General features: G+C 44.8%; 19 protein-coding genes and 1 tRNA gene. 10 read left to right on the top strand and 10 right to left on the bottom strand.

The features are described 5' to 3' along the window. Positions 1-681 precede the first annotated feature (681 nt). A complete protein-coding gene (locus H6F66_RS07725) occupies positions 682-1,218 on the top strand; it encodes a hypothetical protein (protein ID WP_190419883.1) in 537 nt (178 codons plus the stop codon). Between the two features lie 124 nt (positions 1,219-1,342). Then, positions 1,343-1,522 (top strand): hypothetical protein, encoded by a 180-nt coding sequence (locus tag H6F66_RS07720; protein WP_190419881.1) that lies wholly within the window; start codon positions 1,343-1,345, stop codon positions 1,520-1,522. On the opposite strand, the gene H6F66_RS07715 is transcribed toward H6F66_RS07720, so the two are convergent. The 4 genes from H6F66_RS07715 to H6F66_RS07700 form a co-directional block, all read right to left on the bottom strand. Then, a protein-coding gene (locus tag H6F66_RS07715; protein ID WP_190419879.1) for an IS630 family transposase occupies positions 1,508-2,643 on the bottom strand; the annotation gives its coding sequence in 2 pieces (ribosomal slippage) (positions 1,508-2,205 and positions 2,205-2,643; 1,137 coding nt in all). The genes H6F66_RS07720 and H6F66_RS07715 overlap by 15 nt on opposite strands. A gap of 118 nt (positions 2,644-2,761) precedes the next feature. Next, positions 2,762-3,532, bottom strand: coding sequence for a hypothetical protein (locus tag H6F66_RS07710; protein ID WP_190419877.1), 771 nt, complete (start codon positions 3,530-3,532; stop codon positions 2,762-2,764). Positions 3,533-3,586: 54 nt separating this feature from the next. Then, positions 3,587-3,961: a Mo-dependent nitrogenase C-terminal domain-containing protein gene (locus tag H6F66_RS07705; protein WP_190419876.1), complete on the bottom strand. Its 375-nt coding sequence runs from the start codon at positions 3,959-3,961 to the stop codon at positions 3,587-3,589. A gap of 327 nt (positions 3,962-4,288) precedes the next feature. Then, positions 4,289-4,513, bottom strand: coding sequence for a hypothetical protein (locus H6F66_RS07700; RefSeq protein ID WP_190419875.1), 225 nt, complete (start codon positions 4,511-4,513; stop codon positions 4,289-4,291). Positions 4,514-4,856: 343 nt separating this feature from the next. Here H6F66_RS07700 and H6F66_RS07695 point away from each other — a divergent pair, with 343 nt between their 5' ends. Further along, positions 4,857-5,753, top strand: a complete 897-nt coding sequence (locus H6F66_RS07695; RefSeq protein ID WP_199295315.1) for a WecB/TagA/CpsF family glycosyltransferase — start codon at positions 4,857-4,859, stop codon at positions 5,751-5,753. Between the two features lie 8 nt (positions 5,754-5,761). Here H6F66_RS07695 and H6F66_RS07690 read toward each other — a convergent pair whose 3' ends face one another. The 3 genes from H6F66_RS07690 to H6F66_RS07680 all read right to left on the bottom strand — a co-directional run bounded on the left by H6F66_RS07690 (position 5,762) and on the right by H6F66_RS07680 (position 8,638). Then, positions 5,762-6,178: a secondary thiamine-phosphate synthase enzyme YjbQ gene (locus H6F66_RS07690; RefSeq protein WP_190419874.1), complete on the bottom strand. Its 417-nt coding sequence runs from the start codon at positions 6,176-6,178 to the stop codon at positions 5,762-5,764. Positions 6,179-6,192: 14 nt separating this feature from the next. Beyond that, on the bottom strand, positions 6,193-7,275 hold the full coding sequence (locus tag H6F66_RS07685) for a glycosyl transferase (RefSeq protein WP_190419873.1): 1,083 nt from the start codon (positions 7,273-7,275) through the stop codon (positions 6,193-6,195). Between the two features lie 169 nt (positions 7,276-7,444). Then, on the bottom strand, positions 7,445-8,638 hold the full coding sequence (locus H6F66_RS07680) for an aminotransferase class V-fold PLP-dependent enzyme (RefSeq protein WP_190419872.1): 1,194 nt from the start codon (positions 8,636-8,638) through the stop codon (positions 7,445-7,447). A 246-nt stretch (positions 8,639-8,884) separates the two neighbouring features. Here H6F66_RS07680 and H6F66_RS07675 point away from each other — a divergent pair, with 246 nt between their 5' ends. The 5 genes from H6F66_RS07675 to H6F66_RS07655 all read left to right on the top strand — a co-directional run bounded on the left by H6F66_RS07675 (position 8,885) and on the right by H6F66_RS07655 (position 14,303). Then, positions 8,885-10,384 (top strand): TM0106 family RecB-like putative nuclease, encoded by a 1,500-nt coding sequence (locus H6F66_RS07675; RefSeq protein ID WP_190419871.1) that lies wholly within the window; start codon positions 8,885-8,887, stop codon positions 10,382-10,384. A gap of 153 nt (positions 10,385-10,537) precedes the next feature. Beyond that, positions 10,538-11,764, top strand: coding sequence for an esterase-like activity of phytase family protein (locus tag H6F66_RS07670; RefSeq protein WP_190419870.1), 1,227 nt, complete (start codon positions 10,538-10,540; stop codon positions 11,762-11,764). Positions 11,765-11,941: 177 nt separating this feature from the next. After that, a tRNA-Asp gene (locus H6F66_RS07665) sits at positions 11,942-12,015 on the top strand. Positions 12,016-12,102: 87 nt separating this feature from the next. Further along, positions 12,103-13,542 carry a glutamate--tRNA ligase gene (gene gltX, locus H6F66_RS07660; protein WP_190419869.1) on the top strand — a complete coding sequence of 480 codons (1,440 nt, stop codon included), beginning with the start codon at positions 12,103-12,105 and terminating at the stop codon, positions 13,540-13,542. Positions 13,543-13,706: 164 nt separating this feature from the next. Further along, positions 13,707-14,303 carry a hypothetical protein gene (locus tag H6F66_RS07655; protein ID WP_242019231.1) on the top strand — a complete coding sequence of 199 codons (597 nt, stop codon included), beginning with the start codon at positions 13,707-13,709 and terminating at the stop codon, positions 14,301-14,303. Between the two features lie 10 nt (positions 14,304-14,313). Here H6F66_RS07655 and H6F66_RS07650 read toward each other — a convergent pair whose 3' ends face one another. Next, entirely contained in the window at positions 14,314-15,579 is a 1,266-nt protein-coding gene (locus tag H6F66_RS07650; protein ID WP_190419867.1) for a TPM domain-containing protein, read from the bottom strand. A gap of 123 nt (positions 15,580-15,702) precedes the next feature. On the opposite strand from H6F66_RS07650, the gene H6F66_RS07645 reads away from it, so the two are divergent. Further along, entirely contained in the window at positions 15,703-17,007 is a 1,305-nt protein-coding gene (locus H6F66_RS07645; RefSeq protein WP_190419865.1) for a homoserine dehydrogenase, read from the top strand. 71 nt (positions 17,008-17,078) lie between these two features. After that, positions 17,079-17,987: a M23 family metallopeptidase gene (locus tag H6F66_RS07640; protein ID WP_242023760.1), complete on the top strand. Its 909-nt coding sequence runs from the start codon at positions 17,079-17,081 to the stop codon at positions 17,985-17,987. A 76-nt stretch (positions 17,988-18,063) separates the two neighbouring features. Here the strand turns inward: H6F66_RS07640 and H6F66_RS07635 are convergent, their stop codons facing one another. Both H6F66_RS07635 and H6F66_RS07630 read right to left on the bottom strand, forming a co-directional pair. Next, a complete protein-coding gene (locus H6F66_RS07635; RefSeq protein ID WP_190419861.1) occupies positions 18,064-18,732 on the bottom strand; it encodes a glycoside hydrolase family 16 protein in 669 nt (222 codons plus the stop codon). A gap of 378 nt (positions 18,733-19,110) precedes the next feature. Continuing rightward, positions 19,111-20,484, bottom strand: a complete 1,374-nt coding sequence (locus tag H6F66_RS07630) for a right-handed parallel beta-helix repeat-containing protein (RefSeq protein ID WP_190419859.1) — start codon at positions 20,482-20,484, stop codon at positions 19,111-19,113. Positions 20,485-20,767: the final 283 nt, after the last annotated feature.

Raw genomic sequence — 20,767 nt, 5'->3', positions numbered from 1 at the left:
ATCGCTTGCATGACTTTTTGCCGGAAGTCATCGCTGTAAGGTTTAGCCATAGAAAGGGGTAGACGTAAGCGGTCTCTCTAGTCTACGTCCTAACGAGCATGAATACAGCTATAGTAGTTGGTTCTCCAAATGGGTAGGTAAACCCTCCTTTGGCAAACTATCCAAGTGAAAAGCCTGCTACCACACATTCACACATAGTAGTGGGTTTGGAAATGAGTATATGACGATGTAGAAACAAATTTTCTAGAGCCACCCCAAGTTGATGACTTGGAAGCTTCAGACAATGGCGGCATATATCTGTAAAGCTGAAAAATATAAAACGCTAAAACATTGGGTACTGTGCTTGGAATTTTGGGAAGGCTGAGTGCGACAAGCAATAAATAAATTACCCCCACCTTAAGCAACCGCGATTACTTTGGTTTATCCATGCTGGCAATGCGTGGAGCGAAAATAACTTGAGAGAACTTCAATTCTTAAGATTAGTAACAAAAGCTTTATAGACATCTTCTTACAGGTAGTTAGTTAAACTCAATATATAGTTTGAGCCATTGTCTACATTGCAAATCGACCATAGGCTGCATAAGTCTCTATTAATATAAATTTATGTAATATTTATAATCCATTGTGAACCGATTGTTCGTACCCCAATTAAAATTTGGTAATAAGAGGAAAAGTTTTATTATGCAGAAAAAACAGATACATTTAGCTTCTTTAGGTGCTGGATTTTTAATGCTAGGTTTTCCATGTGTTACCAGGGCACAAACAACACATCTTACTCAAAATGTAACGACAACACCTAATCCACAGGTAGCGGAGCGCAGATCGCAGGCTCATACTGCTAAAGCTACTTATGAAAACTTAATGGCAGCCTGCAAGAGTAGAGAGTTTCAACTTAGTAGACTGAATAAACTTCAAGATGTGGCAAACAATGTTGTTAGATTTGACAGAATTGAGGTTGTCGATATAAATGAAGTATTGAAAGGTAAAGATGTTTATGCTTTTCAGCAGCTACACGCTAGGCATACTAAAGCCGAACATCTCTTGTTAGAAAAGAGTTTAAATAATATTAGTGTTATTGTGCCAAACACTAATATTATTATGAAGTTAAAACAGGCGCTTTTGAATTTAAAGGTTAAGCCTACAAGTATTACTGGGGTAATAGTTAAAGATATTATTTACGGGAAAGTGTTTGTTTTCTATGATTCTACAGTACAGTAGTTGCAACAAAGGGTCGGCAACAAAATACTGCTTGGCGAGAGTTCCCAAACGCACTAACGGCGGTTCATGAATCTCTCTTAACGCGAAGTTAGGGGATTTGAGTGTACTGTCCTCTCCTGCTGCCATGCGTTCCCTTCCTCACTGTGCTTGTCGAACGCCTGATGCACTAAAACAAGCCAGCCGAGTACGCTTTCATCCCGACACCAAGGGATTTGGCGATAGGGGTTATCAAGGCATCGGCAAGTTTCATCCCAACAGTCAGACTCCAAAAACGAAGCCTACTAGGCTGTCAAGTCTGGATTGATGGGTAAAGGCGCTTGAGCTTAATACGAGCATCAGCCGTCGTAAATTGCCAATCAATAGTACGAGAATCATGATTTCGTCGTTCTTCCCAAGCTGCGACCTCTCGCTGCAAAGATTCTTTGTCAGGGAGGCGACGTTGAAGACATTGAGTTGCTAAAACACTCAATTCAATCTCAGCCATATTCAACCAACTACCATGTTTTGGAGTATAGTGAAACTCCAGTTTGCCCAGGAGGCGTTTCGCTTCTGCTGGCTCAAAAGCCTGATAAAGCGAAGAAGGCACATGAGTATTGAGTTGGTCATGAATAACTGTAATTATTTCGGCATCAGGATAACGCACATCTACCAAATACTTCATTTGTTGAGCATAATCAATCTTGGTGCGTCGGTTAGTAACCTCTACATGCCGCCATCCGGCTTCATGTTCAGAAAACATGAACAGATTACACACGCCGTGACGTTCATATTGATAGTCGTAGCGTTGAGGTTGCCCAGGTTCCATAGGCAGTGGTTCTATTATTTCTCCTACCAGCTGTTTGTTGCTTTCATCAAAACAAACGACTGGGTACAGAGGATCATAGGGACGGGTGTATACGTCTATTACATCTTCCATATGATAGACAAATTCTGCGTCGGCTTTCGGTGCAATCACCCATGATTGCTTAAGCCAAGGTTTAAGTTGGTTTTTTTTAATGTCTGTCTGACGGTTTCATGGGAAATACTGTCAACTATTTCTAGTTCGACTAGGCGCTGGGCTAAAAGACGTAATGTCCAACGAGCTTGCCCTTCGGGTGCCTGAGTGCAAGCAATAGCAATTAAATGTGCTTCTTGTTCACCATCAAGTTTGTGATACTTCCTCTTCTGGGATGTTTGTCGCGAGAGTGCAGCTTCTATTCCTTGTTCTACGAATAATCGACGTACCCGTTCAATTGTCGAAATACTCATGTCTAATGCAATACTTATTGTTTCATCTGTCCAACCTCCGTCTTCAGTACCGATATCAGCTTTCAGGAGGATTCGTGCATGATTAACTTTGTACGCTGGCGATTTTCCTGTGTTAGTCAACTGTTCCAGCATCCGCCTTTCTTCTGGTGTCAGCTTGATAATGTATTTCTTGCTCATTGGATAGCTTAAAAATTTTTGGTGAGCGCTTTTCCTTGCCTTTTCTTTAGATTATCCGTATATACTACCCCTCAAACTATCCTTGACAGCCTACTAGTAACAAGACAAAGAAATACTATTAGGAAAACAAATTAAACCGATGTAGCAGGGTTTCCAGCAGTGGGGGCAAAGTTTGACGTAGTTCCGAAGCTGTGGTGAATAACAGTTGTTGATGGTTGGGAAAGTCAAAAGGAAACTCCCCTGCTAGGTCATTTCGCTCCATTTGAGCTAACAAAAGTTGTTCAGAACGCTTGCTTTGCAAGGCGTAACCAATTTCTACACAAACATTGGGGCTGGGAATTAACAACGTCGTCTCTTCCTTGGAAATGCCAGTCACTGGTGTCCCATCGGCAACAAATAGCAGACATTTGCGGATTTTTCGCATCTGGGTGTTGCTGAGCCGATGTGGGACGCCCGTGGGACGACCAGATTCTTCCAGTGTCAAAGGTAGACGCGATCGCGTGTTTAATGTCTCCAAGGCATCAACCAGTCCCTCGCGCAGGGCAACGCTAGATGCCGTATATTCGGTTTGATGGCACAGGAAGATTGTTGGTTCCAAATTCGCCATCACCGCTTGCTTGGTGAAATAAATCTCGTGGCTCGTTAGGTCAATGTTAGAGATTGTATAGCCACCGCTACCTTCGATATAAAACTCGACCGTTTCTCCTTCTAGGTAGCGCTTAAACCACTCTGAGCCTTTTACATCCTGGCTGTCGTCTAAAAAATCTGCTCGTAGTCCCGACTTCAGCAAGCTATTTTTGCTCAGCCGCAGATCGTGGGGACGTTTCTCTAATTCTTTGATCGGCTCATACTCTTGGAGATACCAGCCTCTCAGGGCAATGATAGCCATGATATCCAGTCACTATGCACATCCGATGGTGCCTTTTTCCAGTCCTATGAAATCTTAGCAGTATGCGGCGATATCTTCTCCACACTCATCTGCCAGATAGCACAGCGCCCGGAAACGCAGACCCACTACTTCATCATAAAGCGGGTTTAGCTTACACATGGGCGGAATGTGGAACAGAACTTTACTGAATAATTTGATATCGCGCTCAAACGGACACTGGGCGGGAATCATTTTGCAGAGGCGATGAGCAAGCTTTGCATCGCGCACTTGTAAGTTATCCATCCACTGGCGTAATGGTTTGAGGGGTTCAAAAGGCTTTTTGGCAGTTGCTTTCGCTTTGGGGGCTGTGTTGACGGTAACTTCTTGTTGCGGAATCGAAACCCAGCTTGCCAGACTAATATTTCTTACTGTATACTCAGATACATTCATGATACTGCTCCTGTGTTGTGAATCCTTTTTTCCAAATAAGTGAAGCTTACTGTCTGTCCTGTATCTACAACTGTCGATCTGCTGTTACCGGATAAGAGTTGTGGATAGCTTGAGAAATTTTGATGTTTAGGTTCACTCAATAAAGACTGGCGATTACAGTTTTTTGTTCTCTACTCCTCAGGATTGAGAAGCAACCACCTTTGGACAACACCTGATGTAGAAACGGCATGAGATCGATGCAGTTCATTACCAGGGGCAGCGATCGCTAAGCCAAAATGCCGATCCGGACTAAAAAAGCTTTTGTTAGACTGCCTGTTATCATCCTCGCTAAAATCTATCCTCGATTGCGTGGGGAGCATCACTGAATCTTTGCGATCGCTTCTGGACAGATTCAGTGATTTCACGCATATCTTGCCTCTGCCATCTCGCGTAAACTTGTCTGCGAAGAGGGTGTAATCTAATTTTTAATTTTTCTACTTGGCTAGAAGCCTCTGCGTAGGCGATCGCTGTTGCTTGGCGGATATACCGTCCTAAGCTAGGTTGTTCGCTCATCTACACGCAGCGCGTAGCGCACTAAAAGTAAAGTTTTTTTACCAAAACAATACAAAATTCAGGTAATGTTATCTGGCTTTTTTCTAAAGGTAGAATTTTATATCGGCAATTCGTTTAACAGTGCTAATTTCAGCAATTTTGCCGATGTAAATGGGAAAGGTACAGCTAATAATTTATATATACTAACGATGAATTAATAAACACTGGAAATTAGTCCCTGCCATAGCAAAAGCGGCTGGATTACTTACCCAATTATATCGAGGGTAATAAACCTATCAAAATACAAAAATATTAGATGCCACTCACGTTGCAGTAAGCAAAACATTAAATACAGAGGTGAATTATGATTGCCATGAAAAATATCTATAATTTCAAGACGAAGATGAACATCCGCACTTTTATATCACCTCCAAGTAAGACTAATGTATTGGGAATTGGCGTTAGCCGGACTAACTATAAAGAAAGCACAGATTTTATTATTCAAAGCGCCCAATTAAATCAATCTTGTACAGTAGCAGCCACTAATGTCCATAGCATTACCTCCGCTTATCTAGATCCCGATGGTTATGGGGAACAGCTGAAGCGTTTTACCCTTGTTACTCCTGATGGTCAACCTGTGCGCTGGGCGCTAAATCTTCTTCGTGATAGTGACGAAGAGGTACTCGCAGACCGAGTTCGAGGGCCAGAGCTGATGTTACAAATTTGCGAACAAGCTGCTGTTAAAGGAATCAGTATTTTTCTATATGGCTCCAAAGAAACAGTTTTGGAGAGTCTGCAAATTAAGCTTAAACAAAAGTTTCCTGAATTAATAATTGCTGGTGTTATTTCCCCTCCTTTCCGTCCTCTGACACCAGAAGAAGATGCCGCATACACCGAAGAAATCCGCAAATCAGGGGCAGGAATTGTTTTTGTTTCCTTGGGTTGTCCTCGCCAGGAAGCATGGACTTTTGAGCATCGCTATCAGCTAAAGTGTCCCATAATTGCTGTGGGTGCTGCTTTTGATTTTCATTCAGGCAACATTCCAGAAGCTCCAGCTTGGATGCAATGGGCTGGTTTAGAATGGCTGTTCCGCCTTTGTAAGGAACCAAAACGCCTCTGGAAACGGTACTTATTGCTCAATCCTCTCTATCTGATTCTCCTGACTTTACAGCTTGTAAAATTACTACCTATTGACGAGGAATCAACTGTAGAAAGTGGCACTGTTGAACACCCAGAGCAAGCAATAGATCGCCGACTTTAAAACAGTTATTAGTCCCCGTTTATATGAACAACCACCTCTCTATATTGGCTGCGCTGTCGATGTTCCCAAATATAAATTCCCTGCCACGTTCCTAGTAGTAATTTTCCTCTGGCAATGGGTATGTTTTCAGAAGTATGAGTCAGTGCCGTGCGGATATGAGCTGGCATATCGTCTGGCCCTTCAGTGCTGTGGAAGTAGTGGCTGTTTTCCGGGACGAGTTTGGAGAGGAAGTTTTCTAAATCTTTGAGAACATCTGGATCGGCATTTTCTTGAATGACTAGACTAGCTGAGGTATGAAGTAAAAACAGGGTGCAAAGTCCAGTTTGTACGCCCGAATCGGCGACAATAGCTTGAATTTTGGGCGTTATTTTGTGCAAAGATTTGCCGGGGGTTTGAAATTTAAGCAGCTGTTGGTATTGCTTCATAGCGGGAAAAAGTATTAACGATTTTGGAAATAGCTGACGATGGTCTGCGCGATCGCTTCCGTTCCATCTGTTGCTACCATCTGAGACTGGCGGGGTGCAAGCAAAGGTTGACGCAGAAACTCCCAATTACTCTGGAAAAACTCAGCAGGCTTCAGAATTTGATGATACCCATGATTTTGAATGCCTTCAAGTAACAAGGGCGCTTCTGCAAAGCCCTCTCGTGTTAACGTCACCAGGGGTACTCCCAGCCGCAAAGCTTCGGCAAAGGTGCTATATCCTGGTTTGGAAACCACGCGCCCACACAGGGGCATAAAATCTACTGGGCGGTAAGACTGGTCTGTTATTTTGAGTAAATTAGGTAAATCGGACGAATCTCGGTCAAACGTGATGAATTGCCAGTCGGGAAACTGCTGCAAGTTGTCATAGGGAATTTCTTGCAAACCTAAGCCGCCGAAAGTGAGTAAGATGGTTTGCTCTCTTGGTGCTGTAATTCCAAATTTAGATCGCAGTTCGTCGGTATTGTGGCGGGGATTACCTCCAGTTAAGCCAACATCTGTAATATTGCCAAAAGCGCTCATGGGTTCGTGGAAGGGTAAGCGAAATAAGCGATCGCATCCTGCATAACATTCGCCAATCCAATCAGAAATTTCCAGAAATTCCCCTCCCCACGCCCGATAAATAAAATCCCAGCCAAAATTACTTAGCATCCAACAAGGAATCCCCGCAGCTTTCCCAATTGATGCTGCTAGAGGGGGAATATCTGCCAAAATTAAACCTACTCGATTTTGGCGAATGAAACTTACTTCTCCAGCAATTATAGATTTTTGTTGGGCGCGAATCTCCCGCAATTTTTCCAGGGTAGCGCCTTTGTCCATCGCGAAACTATCAGCTTGTACAACGCCAATATCAAAAGCACGGGGGCGATGGATAAAATCTCCTGTAATGTAAGATTCTAGCAACCAGCGTGGTGCTGTTGTTACTAGAATTAGCAGAATTTCAGGATACAGTTTTTGTAATTCCGCTGCGACGGATGCCGCCCGCACTGCGTGGCCGAAGCCGTGATTCGTGATCGCTACGTATAAAATTGGATGGGTCATTGGGAATGGCTAATATGGCAATCCTTGCAGGAATTGTAAAATTTTATGAACCGCGTTGGCAGAGCCTGTGCTTTGAGACTTAGAAAGAGAAAGAAGAAAAAGGGAAGATTTCATAAACGGTTTACGGTTGCTATTGATTAAGTCCAGACTGGAAATTGATAATTAGCTATTAGCCATCAAATTCTTGAATTGTTTCAATTAAGCGATCAATTTCTCCAGGGATGGTGAAATAGTGAACGCAGGCGCGAACGCAGTCTGGATTGTTGATTGTCCTCACAAGTATGCCTTGTGTTTCCAAAAATTCTACTAACTTTTGATGGTTTGGTTTGTCTTTAAGTTTGAAGGAGACAAGGCCTGATTCTGGTGGTGCATTTCGCAGACATTGGATGCTGGGAATTTCAGCTAAACGTTGCCAGAGATATTTACTCAAATTTCGGATTTGTTGATAACATTCCTCTGGGGTTCCCCATTGCTGATGTAGCGCGATCGCTGCCCTTAAGCCTGCGTAAAGTGGATAGGCGGATGTTGCTACTTCATATCTTCGCCCGTCCGGTTGCCAACTGTAGGGTAAAGATTTACTGGGTACAATACTGCGCCAACCAATAAAGGTGGGATTTAAGCTTTCTAAGGCTTCCGGTCGCACGTAAAGACCGCCCACACCTTCTGGCCCACACAACCATTTGTGGCCAGTAAAGGCATAAAAGTCAACAGCTAATTCTGTTAAATTTAGTGGCAAAGAACCCACAGATTGAGCCGCATCTACCAAAATTCTTACAGGCTGATGATTATGGGAATGCTGGCGTACCGCCTCAGCAATTTCACTCAGGGGTAGGACTTGTCCGGTGTTCCAGAGAAGATGACTCAGGACTACCATTTTGGTTTTCGGGTGCAGATGATCGCTAATCGCTGCTACTGGATTGCCTTCGTTCAATGTCGCCATTAGGGGACAGCAGTCAACTCCGATGCCAAAACGCCGCTGGAGTTCTTGTACAGTTGCGATAATGCCTGGGTGTTCGCAGTCAGAAATGAGTAAGCGATCGCCTGCTTGCCAGTCGATACCCCACAAGGCGATATTGCAGCCTACGGTGACATCTTCAGTTAGAGTAATAGTTTCTGGCGGAACGTTGAGGGATTTGGCGATCGCGCTTCTAGTTTCATTCGCCTCCTTTATAACCCAAGCGTTGACCTCTGTCGAAAATGGCCCCGAACGCTGCACGTATTCATACGACTGGTAAATTGCATCCAAAGCCGCTTGGGGCATCGGGCCTTGACCGCCATAATTGAAATACGCTTTATTCGCCAAGGCTGGAAATTGCTGGCGATGACTCTCCAGCGAGTCCTTGGTTTTCTGTAAATTGGACATGAGTTTGCGTCACTATATAACTTTATAGAGTTATCCACCTTTTAAGGTAGGGTTGTTTCATTCTGTACTTTTCTGGCTAGATAAGCTCAGATTATAAAAAAAAGAACCGCAAAGACGCTAAGGACAAGGAAGAAAAGACCAGTAGTAAGGACGGCAAAGTATTGGGTTGTCATCAATCTACTATTTTTGGGATAAAAAAGTTGTGTCAGGAAACGCAGCCAGCTTAATCTCTGTTAGCTTGAAGTTATGCTGCTAACTGTTGAGATGCTGCGGCACTACCAACGCTGTAGTCGCCGAGCTTTTTTAGATGTATACGGAGATCCTATCGGACAGGATTTTCAGAATGATTTTCGCGCCAAACTGCAACAGGATCGGTATGCTCTACAGCAAACTATTCTGGCAGGGCGGACTTATGATAAACCAAATTTTCCTTACGGAGATTGGGACGCAGGTGCAAATGCCACTAAGGTATTGATGCAACAAGGCGTTGAACTAATTTACCGAGGAGTGTTGCTGGCAGATTTTGGGGAAGCACAGGAGTATTTTGTCGAGACAACGGCGGAAACCAATTACCAATTACCGCCGGGAATTTCTCTAATAAGTCGTCCCGATTTGTTGGTTAAACAACCAGGACAGTCTATCTTTGGAGATTGGATTTACGTCCCTGTTGACATTCATCTGGGTAAGCGTCCTAAGCAAGAATATCAAGTTGTCGCTGCTTATCACGCTTTGCTACTGGCAACTATGCAGGGAGTTTTACCGAGTCAAGCTTGGTTAATGTTGCGTCGCCCAAACCCTCACTATACGGTAAATTTGAGTAAATGCCTGCCTCAGATGCAGTCGGTTTGCCTTGAATGTATCGAAATGCTGCTTCAAGAGCAAGAGCCAGAGGTATTTATTTCTCGTCATCGGTGCAATCTTTGTCCTTGGTTGAACGAGTGCTATGGCGTGGCGAAATCTCAACAGCACATCTCTTTACTTGCGGGTGTTACGCCTAGCCGCTACCAGTATTTGCGATCGCTTGGACTAACGAGTGTAGAGTTGCTGGCTGATGCTGATTTTACTGAGTTAGAGCCTGTTTTGGGGGAAGAGGCGGCACAATTGTTGATTTGCCAAGCGCAATGCGCGATCGCAAATCAAGCAATGCCTTTGACAAGTTCCACCCAACAGTTTACTATCCCCAAAGATTTACTCGCTTCCCCCATAGAATTGTATTTTGATATTGAGGCAGAGCCGGGGCTGGATCTTGACTATCTGCTGGGAGTCTTGGTTGTTGATCGCCAAGCCAAAACTGAAACGTTTCATCCCTTTGTAGCAGAACAACCAGCTTCGGAAGGCTTAATCTGGCAACAATTTTTAGATTTGGTGACAGCTTATCCTCAAGCCCCCATTTTCCATTTCTGCGATTACGAAGTCCTGACCGTCAAGCGGCTGGCTAAGTGCTACAACACGCCGCGAGAGGTGAGAGAAACTATCTTGTCCCGCTTTGTTGACACCCATCTGTGGATAACAACTACGGTGACAATGCCTGTGGAAAGTTACGCCCTCAAACCAATTGCCCATTGGCTAGGCTTTGAGTGGCGCGATCCTGGAGCTAATGGACAGTTGTCAATATATTGGTATGACCAATGGTTGAAAACAGGCGATCGCACTTTCCTTGATACCATTATTCGCTACAACGAAGATGATTGCCGCGCCACCCATCACCTTAAAGATTGGCTGGTAAACTTTTTGCAGGATTTGTAGAGTAGGTATTGCCCATCCTACTCCTTTACAAAATCCTCATAAATTTAAAGATTTGGTATAGCTGTCTATTCAATAACCTCTTCTTAAGAAAATCTTATCTTTATGTTGATAAGGTACTGTGTGATTTGCTTAACACATTTTCACCATACTGTCATGCAGAAAATTACCAGATTTTTGAAGCCATTAAGAAAAATTTCTCTAAGTTTAGTCGGTGGATTCACCACTGCCATAATCGCAGCGCATCCCTCTGAGGCGGTTACGATTACAGGAGTAGATTTTTTAGGACAATCGACCTTTCCTACTCAAACCTTTTTTCAGGAAACACAACTGGGAGGATTATCGGGAATTACTTATGATCCCGCTAAAAATGTTTATTACAGTATTTCCGATGACCGGAGTCAGTTTAATCCGGCTAGGTTCTACACGCTCCAGATCGATATCAGTGATGGGTTGGAACAGGGGGAAGTAACTCCTTTAGAAGTGACAACCCTGTTAAACCAAAATAATCAGCCTTTTCCTGCTTTAAGTCTCGATCCAGAAGGTATAGCTCTTACTAGCAATGGAACTGTGTTTATTTCTTCTGAAGGAGATGCCAATCAATTAATCAATCCCTTCGTTAACGAGTTTTCCTTATCTGGACAGCAATTAAAGGCTTTACCTGTTCCTGAAAAGTTCTTTCCCACTGCCGATAAAAGTAGTGGTATTCGCAACAATTTATCTTTTGAAAGCCTGACGCTGACACCAAACCAAAAATACTTGTTTACAGCTACAGAGAATGCTCTATTTCAGGATGGTGCCGCCGCTGACATTAATATTAGCAGCCCTTCCCGGATTTTAAAGTACGACCTGAGTGCAGGAAAGCCAGTAGCAGAATTTTTATATGTAACAGAGCCAGTGGCAGCAGCACCGATTCCGGCTACAGATTTTAAAACTAATGGATTAGTTGATTTACTAGCTGTTGATGATAATACATTCCTCAGTTTAGAACGGTCTTTCTCGGTGGGAGTGGGAAATACTATTAAGCTGTTTGAGGTATCTTTAGAAAAAGCTACTGACATCAGCAATATTAACAGCCTCAGCCAGATTGACATTAAGTCCATCAAAACCGCAAAGAAAGAGCTGTTGCTTGATTTCTCGGAATTAAAATTGACTTTAGATAATATTGAAGGTCTGACCTTTGGCCCAGATTTGGCAGATGGGCGAAAGTCGTTGATTGTTGTCAGCGACAACAACTTTAGCGATACTCAGTTCACTCAGATCCTAGCTTTTGGTGTCAAGACCAGATCACCTCGTGAAGTTCCGGAACCGAGCGCGATCGCATCTTTTGCTTTTCTCGCACTTGTAGGACTCCAACTCAAGCGCCGTGTCCACAGCTCGTGAACCATCCCTGCTAGCGAAAAGAGAGCCTTTGTTCCTTCTTAAAGCCTCGTCCCCGCAGGCGGGGACGAGGTTTGGGAAGGGTTCCGGACTGCGGCTAAAAATTCTTTTTTAAGCCTATTGACAAACTTGTTTAGAGTTGCAATAATAGATTCTGGCTTGAAAAACAAAGCCAAATAAGGGACTGTAGTTCAATTGGTTAGAGCACCGCCCTGTCACGGCGGAAGTTGCGGGTTCGAGCCCCGTCAGTCCCGTAAAAAGTAGGGGTGGGCAAATAAACCCACCCCTACGCCTATTATTAGGTAGAACAGATATAGAAAGATAATCAAGAGAAGTAAGCTGTGACCGTTAGAGTTCGGATTGCACCAAGTCCTACTGGAAATTTACACATTGGTACGGCGAGAACAGCTGTATTTAACTGGCTGTTTGCCCGACATCATGGTGGCAAATTCATCCTGCGAATCGAAGACACAGATGAAATGCGATCGCGCCCCGAATATACTCAGAACATCCTTGATGGTTTGAGCTGGCTGGGGCTGAATTGGGATGAAGGTCCACTATTTCAATCAAAGCGCCTCGATCTCTATCGGCAAGCCATTCAAACCTTGCTAGATAAAGGCTTTGCCTATCGCTGTTATACCAGCGAAGGCGAACTGGAGGAAATGCGGGAAGCTCAGAAAGCAAGAAAAGAAGCTCCCCGCTACGACAACCGCCACCGCAACCTGACACCAGAGCAGCAAACTGCCTATGAAGCAGAAGGTCGCCGCCCGGTGATTCGCTTCAAAATAGATGATGACAGAGAAATTGCCTGGAATGACCTGGTGCGGGGAAGAGTGAGCTGGAAAGCCAGCGATCTTGGCGGCGACATGGTGATTGCGCGTGCGTCAGATAATCCTATTGGTCAGCCGCTTTACAATTTGGCAGTAGTGGTGGATGACATTGATATGCAAATCACCCATGTCATCCGAGGCGAAGATCATATCGCCAATACAGCCAAACAGATTTTGCTATATGAAGCGCTGGGAACGACTGTACCGGAATTTGCCCACACGCCTTTGATTTTGAATCAAACCGGACAAAAATTGTCTAAACGAGATGGAGTGACTTCCATTTTCGACTTCAAAAAGATGGGCTACACCGCTCCCGCTTTAGTCAATTACATGACGTTGCTGGGATGGACAGCGCCAGACTCGACTAAGGAAATCTTTACCCTGGAAGAAGCGGCTAAAGAGTTTAGCTTTGAGCGCGTCAACAAGGCTGGGGCGAAGTTTGACTGGGATAAGTTGAATTGGCTCAACAGTCAGTATCTGCACAAAATGCCAGTGGATGAGCTGTTAGAGCAGTTGATTCCCTATTGGCAAGAAGCGGGGTATGAATTCGATCCGGTAAGCGATCGCCCTTGGCTAGAACAGCTGACTTCCCTGTTGGCAGCAAGTTTGGTTCGGTTGCAAGATGCAGTCGAGATGAGTCGAATTTTCTTTAGCCAAACCGTAGCTTACAGCGAAGAAGCACTAACTCAATTACAGCAAGAAGGCAGCGATACCGCTTTTTCTGGGATTCTGAATGCCTTAGAAAATCATCAATCTCTAAGCGTAGAGGTAGCTCAAGACATCATCAAACAGGTGACAAAAGAGAAAAACCTGAAGAAAGGGTTAGTGATGCGAAGTCTCAGAGCTGCCCTTACCGGAGAACTGCACGGCCCCGACCTGATGGAATCTTGGGCGATATTGAATCAACGGGGACTGGATAAGTTGCGCTTAAACCAAGCGCTGGAAAAGTAAAAAGTAAAAAGGCAAAAGGCAACAGAAAGAAATTGTTTTTTGCCTTTTTCCTTTAATCTTTTGCCTTTTTCTGCGGAACTCAGTCTGGGAGGGGCGCGTCACTGGTAATTTCAATCCTTAATAGGTATTGAAACCCCCGTCCCGCTAAAATACTACACCAATTTATGAATAAGTCTAATAACCAAGGTGCCTTTGGTAGAGTAGTGAGGATGTACAAATCCGTACCCAATCTAAGGGAAAGATTACTAGAGAAGCCTGTCAGGGCAACCATTACCAGCTTAGCCCTGATAACACTTGGGCTAATTAGCCTTTCCAAAGTGCAAGCCCAGTCAGTACAATCTCCGCCCATTTTCGAGAATGTTACCCTTGGCCCCAGGTTTTCTCCCGACCCCCTGACCATTCGCGGCATTAGCGGCGGTGAAGTGTCAGCAGCAAAAATCGCTGGTCGCCAAGAAACTGCCACTGGGCCTTGTGTTGGTTTTACAGACGAAAAGCCTGACCATACAGTGGTTTTGACTTCGTTTTTTAACTATCTAGCAATTGAAGTCCAAAGCCCCGAAGACACAACCATAGTCATCAAAGGCCCTGGTGGCAGTTGGTGCAACGATGAGTATCAAGGGAAAAATCCTGGGCTTGCCGGACAATGGCAACCTGGTACTTATGGAATTTGGGTGGGTTCCTACGACAAAAGTAAGTTTCACCCCTACATCATCAAAATTAGTGAAGTAAACTTGCTCAATCCAGGCCCTTTCCGGCGTTAATTACCTGCGGCTACCAGTCGCCACCGCTACCGCCACCGCCACTACTACCGCCGCCAAAATCGCTGCTGCTACAGTCACTGCTATAACTACTGACATCTGAACTCCAGCTACTGCTGCTAGTGTCACTGCTGGTGCCTGAACTCCAGCCGTTGTAGCTTTCGGTACTTGATGTGTAAGCAGTGGACGTGCTGGCGCTCATTGTCTGAGTGGTGACAGGAGGGGGAGATACACAAGGAATTGTCTCCTCAGTTTCCCAGGAATAAGAACAGCAATGACATCGTTGAGTAACTTGGCGGATGCCTTGACTGTGGGTGGTCGCAGATTGCAGAATGCGATCGCTACGTTCGACAGTTAGTTCTTGACAAGTGGGACAATTGCTGAATCGGTTAAAAACCGTAATATAGCCGCGAATATGGATTCCCGATCCGGTTAGATGCGGATAACAATTGGAACATTGCCAACCTTCAAATTTAACGCTACCAAGGTTTTGGGCAACTTGCTCGGCTTGACTCAGGTAAGGTAGCACTACAGTTGAGTCTAGTTTTTGCATCGGTTGAGAGCAAACCGAACAAGCTACGTTTTGAGAGCAACCCCAAAGATTGGAACTACGCGATCGCCCTGTCGGTTCTATTAACACCGGACGGTTGAACCAGCGAACCAGGCTGCGGAGGATTGCCAGCACGACAAGGAAAATTATCCCGCCTATTACTACAAAACCGACAATTTCCACCAAAGAATTACGATCGGTAGGAACAATTTGCGGTTGATAAGCCTTTAAAGCTACAACTAACGCTTGCGTTCCAGCCATTGTGCCGCCATTAAAGTCGCCCGTTTTAAAGCGGGGTGTAATTTCTTGCTGGATGATATTGCTTACCCGCGCATCAGGCAGAATTGACTCAACGCCATACCCGGTTTCAATTTCGACTCGGCGATCGCCTTGAGAAATTAACAGCAGCACCCCGTTATTCTGGTCTTTTTTGCCAATACCCCAGTAATTAAACAAAGCAGTGGCAAATGCTTTAGGAGTCTTTTGGGGCTGAGTCTGCGCCACTGTGACAACAGCTAATTCAGTACCATTTTGGGCTTCTAGCTGGGAAATGAGAGAATTAATTTTTGTTTCAGTCTCAGGACTCAGCATATTGGCTGCATCTGTAACCCAGCCGCCATAAGTCCGGCGGGGATTGGGAACATCCTGCACAGTTAGACTTTGGCTAACTGCTGGCACACTAGCAACCGTCAAAATCAGTAAACTAGACCAACCCATCTGTTTAAGCATATTTTTACTGGCTTGGCAAGAAGGCACCTAGGCGATATAAACCACATTTTTCGCGAGCAATATTCCAGAATGTTGATGAACGCTTGTAGGCTATATATGAGATAAATTTGAGTTTAAAGAGCTGTGACGTTCAAAATTGGTTTATTAGGGCTGGGGACAGTCGGCATGGGTACGGCGGAGATTTTGCTAGATCCGCGATCGCGTCATCCCCTGCTTTCTGAGATAGAGATTTATCGAGTGGGAGTGCGATCGCTTGACAAACCCCGACCTGTACAACTGCCAGAAGCCCTCCTGACAACGGATTTAGAAAGTATAGTCAGCGATCCAAATATTGATATTGTGGTGGAGGTAATCGGGGGATTGGAACCAGCGCGATCGCTAATTTTAAAAGCGATCGCGCACGGTAAGCACGTAGTCACTGCTAATAAAGCAGTAATTTCCCGATACGGAGATGAAATTTATACCGCTGCTAATCAGGCGGGTGTTTATGTGATGCTAGAGGCAGCTGTAGGCGGCGGCATCCCGGTGATTCAACCCCTGAAGCAGGCGCTAGGTGTCAACCGAATTCACTCGGTCACAGGCATTGTTAACGGCACAACTAACTACATTCTCAGCCGGATGCAAACTGAGGGGGGAGAATTTGGCCATATTTTGGCAGATGCCCAGCAACTAGGTTACGCCGAAGCCGATCCAACTGCTGATGTAGATGGTTTAGATGCCGCCGATAAGATAGCGATTCTGGCTTCCTTGGCGTTTGGGGGACGGATTAAACTGCCAGAGGTTTACTGTGAGGGCATTTCTAAGGTAAGTGCAGCAGATATTGCTTACGCAGAAAAATTGGGGTTTGTAATTAAATTACTAGCGATCGCAAAACGGGGATTGGGGGAAGAATCAAAGCAATCCCCTCTGTCAGTGAGAGTTCATCCCACTCTTGTCCCTAAGACGCATCCCCTCGCCAGTATCAGTGGTGTCTACAACGCTATCCTCGTAGAAGGCGAACCGATTGGGCAAGTAATGTTTTACGGACGGGGTGCGGGTTCTGGCCCCACTGCCAGCGCCGTTGTGTCGGATATTTTAAATATTGCCGCCGTTTTGAAAAGCACTCTCAACGCGCAGATGCTTCATCCACTATTAAGTTGTTCCCATCAAGATTATTGCGCGATCGCGCCGATAGATGAGCTAGTAACGCGGTTTTACGCCCGCTTTCTCACCTTGGATCGTCCAGGCGTAATTGGCAAATTGGGAACAAGTTTCGGCAACCACAATGTTAGCCTCGAATCCGTCGTCCAGACTGGCATTCACAACGAACTTGCCGAAATTGTCGTCGTTACTCACGATGTCCGAGAAGGAAATTTTAGACAAGCCCTGAATGAAATTCGTACCCTGGATACCATAGACAGTATTCCCAGCATTTTACGAGTTTTATGAATAGGCAACAGGCAACAAGTGACAGGCAAAAATTCCAGTTTTTTTTTCCTGTTTCCGTTCAAAATTGTAGGATGGGCAAGATACCTACCTTTGTAGGAATGGCTTTTTGCCTTGTTGTAGCAGCGTCGGAAAAATCAGCTGTAGCTGATGAGATTTTCCCTGCACCCCCGCCGTCAATCCAGGGAACACCAGGGATAACTGAATCACTTTGCCCAAAGCCAGCCCTAGATCGCGTGACTCGTCATACAGTTGTCCCTGGTGAAACTCTGCAAAGCATTGCCAGTAAATACAATCTCATCTCTGCTACCCTCATGGGCATGAACCCGTCTTTACGACAAGGCAAAGCACCAGTAGGGGCAGAAATTTTGATTCCTCCCTACAATGGCATTCGTGTCCAAGTTCCTGCCGGGAAAACTTGGGAAGATGTAGCCAAAACCTACCGAATTCGTGCCGATGTACTATATGAGGTGAACGGTTGCCAGAAAAATCCTAGAGTTGTATTCGTACCTGGGGTAAATTGGTCGCCTGTAAGTCTCGCTGGACGTAATAACCGGAAACTAGCCCAGTATCCCTTACCCACAACGGCAGCGATCGCGCTTGGTTATGGCTGGCAGATAAATCCTGTTAGCAATGAAGTTGCTTTCCACAGCGGTATAGATTTGTTAGCAGAAACTGGGACATCTGTGCTGGCAGTAGATCCGGGGACTGTAGCCTTTGCTGGCGATCGCGGAAATTACGGAAATTTAGTAGTCATTAATCATTCCGGAGGTCGTCAAACCCGTTATGCCCACCTTGCCACAATTGATGTAAGTCTTGGCGAAAAAGTTAACCAGGGAGATGTCCTGGGAACAGTTGGTTCCACAGGACTCCCTGATTTAGACAAACCCCATCTGCATTTTGAGTTGCGTTACAATTCCAATTTAGGCTGGGTGGCACAAGATCCACAACCTTACCTTCAGCCAGTAGTTGTTAATAGATAGTAGGTAATGCGTATTCAGAGCTACTTTACCTATTACCCATTACTAATTACCAAACCCCGCACGCCTAAGAAGCATCTCACGCCTTTTTATAGATGCGGATATAGTCAATATCCAAGTAAGTCGGGAACACATTCGTTGTTTGAGGGCATCCTGAAAAGCTGCCGCAGTCACCGACAAGATCCCCCACTGACAGCACCATTGGGGAAGCTGGAAACTTTTGCGTGGTAGTAAACTTTTGCACGCCATCGACAAGCCATGTCAATTTTCCGGGTTCCCAAATCACCGTGTACTCGTGAAACTTGTTGGTGTAGTCTGATTCATAAAGCTTAGAAACTTCAGTCTTGTGTTTACCTGATGCTGAATAATGCTGCGTAAAGATGTTTTCGTTAGGCAGGCTTCCTCTGACTTCACCAAAGTCGATTTCCGGGGGCCATTTAAAGTCCTCTCGCCACAGTGAAATGTAGCCTTGAGTGCCTGCCCCTTGAGGCATACGCGCCCGAACTACCCAACGCCCGTAGGTTTGTGCTGTTAGTTGGGTAAAACCCCCAGCAGTGTAAGGATACAAAATTCCATTTTTGGTTACGTTTTCTTTGGCAATTTTGAGGCGCAAATATCCGTCTTGTACGATGAGTGCTGAGTCTCCATTCCACCACGAAACCGCCCCCCCTGTACTTGGTTTACCCCAGTATCGGACATATTTCGATTTATCGAGGGTACCGGATTTGAACTCATCGCTAAAGGTCATAGTCCAGCCAGGAATGTTGCGATTGCTTCTGGTTTTTGAACCCTGTGCCGAAACTGTTCCACTAAATATGGAAACGGCCAAAAACAGAGAAAAAAGCAGAATAAGGAAAACTCTTTGTTTTTTCATGCCTAGAAATAGTTAACGGTTTCTCGACGGCAAACAACAGTCTAATTAACCTTTCTAACTTGGTTAATATTTACCGGAAATTGCCCAATAAATCTGCCATAAGAAATAAATTCTTATTTCGCAGAATCTCAATAAAGGACATTGTTTTAACGCAAAGATCCGCGCAGGAAATGCAAAGATATGCAAAGAGTTATAGTGACTCTTTTGTCCTTTGCAATTACTTCTGCATCCTCTGCGTTAAGACGCTCTTTTCTACTTGAAAAATTCGTAAGCCCCAATGTCATACTTTAGCCCTAGCGGTCGGCTCGATCCTGCATAATCATTGGTGACTTGAGTAAGCGTAGTACCCGCTTCAATGGCTGGTGAACCAAGCTTCAGCTTGTAGTCAGTTGCTACCGTAGTTCCCAGATTAACAAGCAGCGGATTCGCGGTGATATCGCCAGTACCCCCAGCAATACCAGCACTACCACCGTACCAAGCATTATTCCGAAATGCTAATCCAGTTTTGGCTGGAATTTCTGTCATCGCAACGCCGCCAGTTTGATAGAAAATGTTGTTGGCAATTAGGTTATTGGTATGCCCAGAATCGTTATGGATTAGGAGAATGGCTCGTGTTGCTTTGTAAAATGTGTTGTTAGCAATGACAAAGTTTTTCAAGCCTCCGCCTCTCCCATAATTTGAAAAATAGGCAAAGCCTGTATTCCCCCCAATGACAATGTTGTTGCGGATTTTGATATTGTTGATTGGGTTGGAAAATCCATAGTATTCATTAGCTGCTTGAATACCACTGGCAGGTTTACTGTCACGAAAGAAATTTGTGTTGTTGGTGGTGTAAATACGATTGCGTTCTACTGTAATGTTGGTGGCGTTGTCCAGGTACAGATTCACGCTGTAGTTGTCATGTACATTATTACCGGAGGCAACACCGCCGTTGGTGAGAACAAAGTCGATTCCCTCGCCATAGTTTTGATACACGTGGTTGTTGCTGATGGTTATGTTGCTTGCCATAGTGCTGCCTATCCCTTGGGGCCATCCACCAGTAAGGTTGCGGCTTTTATTTACCAGGCAATTTGAGTAAACGGTGTTGCCAATGATCCGGATGTTTGATGTTGTGGTCATATCTCTGTCGAAACCGACAAAAATACCGTTTTTGTAGGAGTTGTAAATGACATTGTTGAGAATCTGGATGTTCTTGCCACCCCACGACACAATGCCTATAGATTTGGCGTTTTTGAGTTCAAAGCCTTTGAAAATGTTGTATGTGCCAGCTACATTCACCAGGTTGCTGTTGCTTGGAGTTCGAGTGCTATCTAAGATTGCTTTCTCGCCTGGATAGGATTGGTAACTAATTGGTGCACTGGAGGTGCCGATGCTGCCGATGTATTGTTCTTTAGAAAAAGTGTAGGTGCCTCCCCGAACATATACTGTGTCGCCTGCCTTTGCCTTGGTAGCTGCGTGGGTGATGGTGGCAAAGGGGCTGTTCTGACTTCCAAGATTATTATTACTACCATTGGTTGCAACGTAGTAGGTGGTAATAGCTAGTCCTGGTTTTACAAGTCCGAGACTAACAATGGAGACAGTAAGAGTTAACAGCAGACGCGATCCAGAAGACTTGATTTGAGACATTTTTTTCCTCTTCGGAAAAGAACAAGAAAGCTAGACATGACTCTGCTGTGGGTGTTTATGAAGCTTCATAAGAACTTCATAAAACCGATTTGCTAAATCCTAACTGTCGTTAATACTGCTTGAGATCCGCAATTTTACTGCCATGATTTTTAAAGAAACGATGAACTTCAGTACAAACTCGCTTTGATTTCCAGCGTCTTTTTGTAGTTGCAACTCACATTAGAAAAATAATTTCTTGGAAGTTGGCAAAGACGACCCAAACTGTAAGCGATAAAAAACGCAG

The sequence above is a fragment of the Trichocoleus sp. FACHB-6 genome (genome assembly GCF_014695815.1).
Taxonomy (GTDB): Bacteria; Cyanobacteriota; Cyanobacteriia; order Cyanobacteriales; family FACHB-T130; genus Funiculus; species Funiculus sociatus.
The sequence above is the reverse complement of the archived record's forward strand: the minus strand, read 5'-3'. Positions and strand labels throughout refer to the sequence as shown.

Excerpts from the sequence above, each read along its gene's own strand:
- H6F66_RS07700 (WP_190419875.1), bottom strand. The coding sequence starts at position 4,513 with ATGAGCGAACAACCTAGCTTAGGACGGTATATCCGCCAAGCAACAGCG.
- H6F66_RS07695 (WP_199295315.1), top strand. The coding sequence starts at position 4,857 with ATGATTGCCATGAAAAATATCTATAATTTCAAGACGAAGATGAACATC.
- H6F66_RS07680 (WP_190419872.1), bottom strand. The coding sequence starts at position 8,638 with ATGTCCAATTTACAGAAAACCAAGGACTCGCTGGAGAGTCATCGCCAG.
- H6F66_RS07705 (WP_190419876.1), bottom strand. The coding sequence starts at position 3,961 with ATGAATGTATCTGAGTATACAGTAAGAAATATTAGTCTGGCAAGCTGG.
- H6F66_RS07710 (WP_190419877.1), bottom strand. The coding sequence starts at position 3,532 with ATGGCTATCATTGCCCTGAGAGGCTGGTATCTCCAAGAGTATGAGCCG.
- H6F66_RS07630 (WP_190419859.1), bottom strand. The coding sequence starts at position 20,484 with ATGTCTCAAATCAAGTCTTCTGGATCGCGTCTGCTGTTAACTCTTACT.
- H6F66_RS07655 (WP_242019231.1), top strand. The coding sequence starts at position 13,707 with ATGAATAAGTCTAATAACCAAGGTGCCTTTGGTAGAGTAGTGAGGATG.
- H6F66_RS07635 (WP_190419861.1), bottom strand. The coding sequence starts at position 18,732 with ATGACCTTTAGCGATGAGTTCAAATCCGGTACCCTCGATAAATCGAAA.
- H6F66_RS07690 (WP_190419874.1), bottom strand. The coding sequence starts at position 6,178 with ATGAAGCAATACCAACAGCTGCTTAAATTTCAAACCCCCGGCAAATCT.
- H6F66_RS07725 (WP_190419883.1), top strand. The coding sequence starts at position 682 with ATGCAGAAAAAACAGATACATTTAGCTTCTTTAGGTGCTGGATTTTTA.
- H6F66_RS07670 (WP_190419870.1), top strand. The coding sequence starts at position 10,538 with ATGCAGAAAATTACCAGATTTTTGAAGCCATTAAGAAAAATTTCTCTA.
- H6F66_RS07720 (WP_190419881.1), top strand. The coding sequence starts at position 1,343 with ATGCGTTCCCTTCCTCACTGTGCTTGTCGAACGCCTGATGCACTAAAA.
- H6F66_RS07685 (WP_190419873.1), bottom strand. The coding sequence starts at position 7,275 with ATGACCCATCCAATTTTATACGTAGCGATCACGAATCACGGCTTCGGC.
- H6F66_RS07675 (WP_190419871.1), top strand. The coding sequence starts at position 8,885 with ATGCTGCTAACTGTTGAGATGCTGCGGCACTACCAACGCTGTAGTCGC.
- H6F66_RS07650 (WP_190419867.1), bottom strand. The coding sequence starts at position 15,579 with ATGCTTAAACAGATGGGTTGGTCTAGTTTACTGATTTTGACGGTTGCT.
- H6F66_RS07640 (WP_242023760.1), top strand. The coding sequence starts at position 17,079 with ATGGGCAAGATACCTACCTTTGTAGGAATGGCTTTTTGCCTTGTTGTA.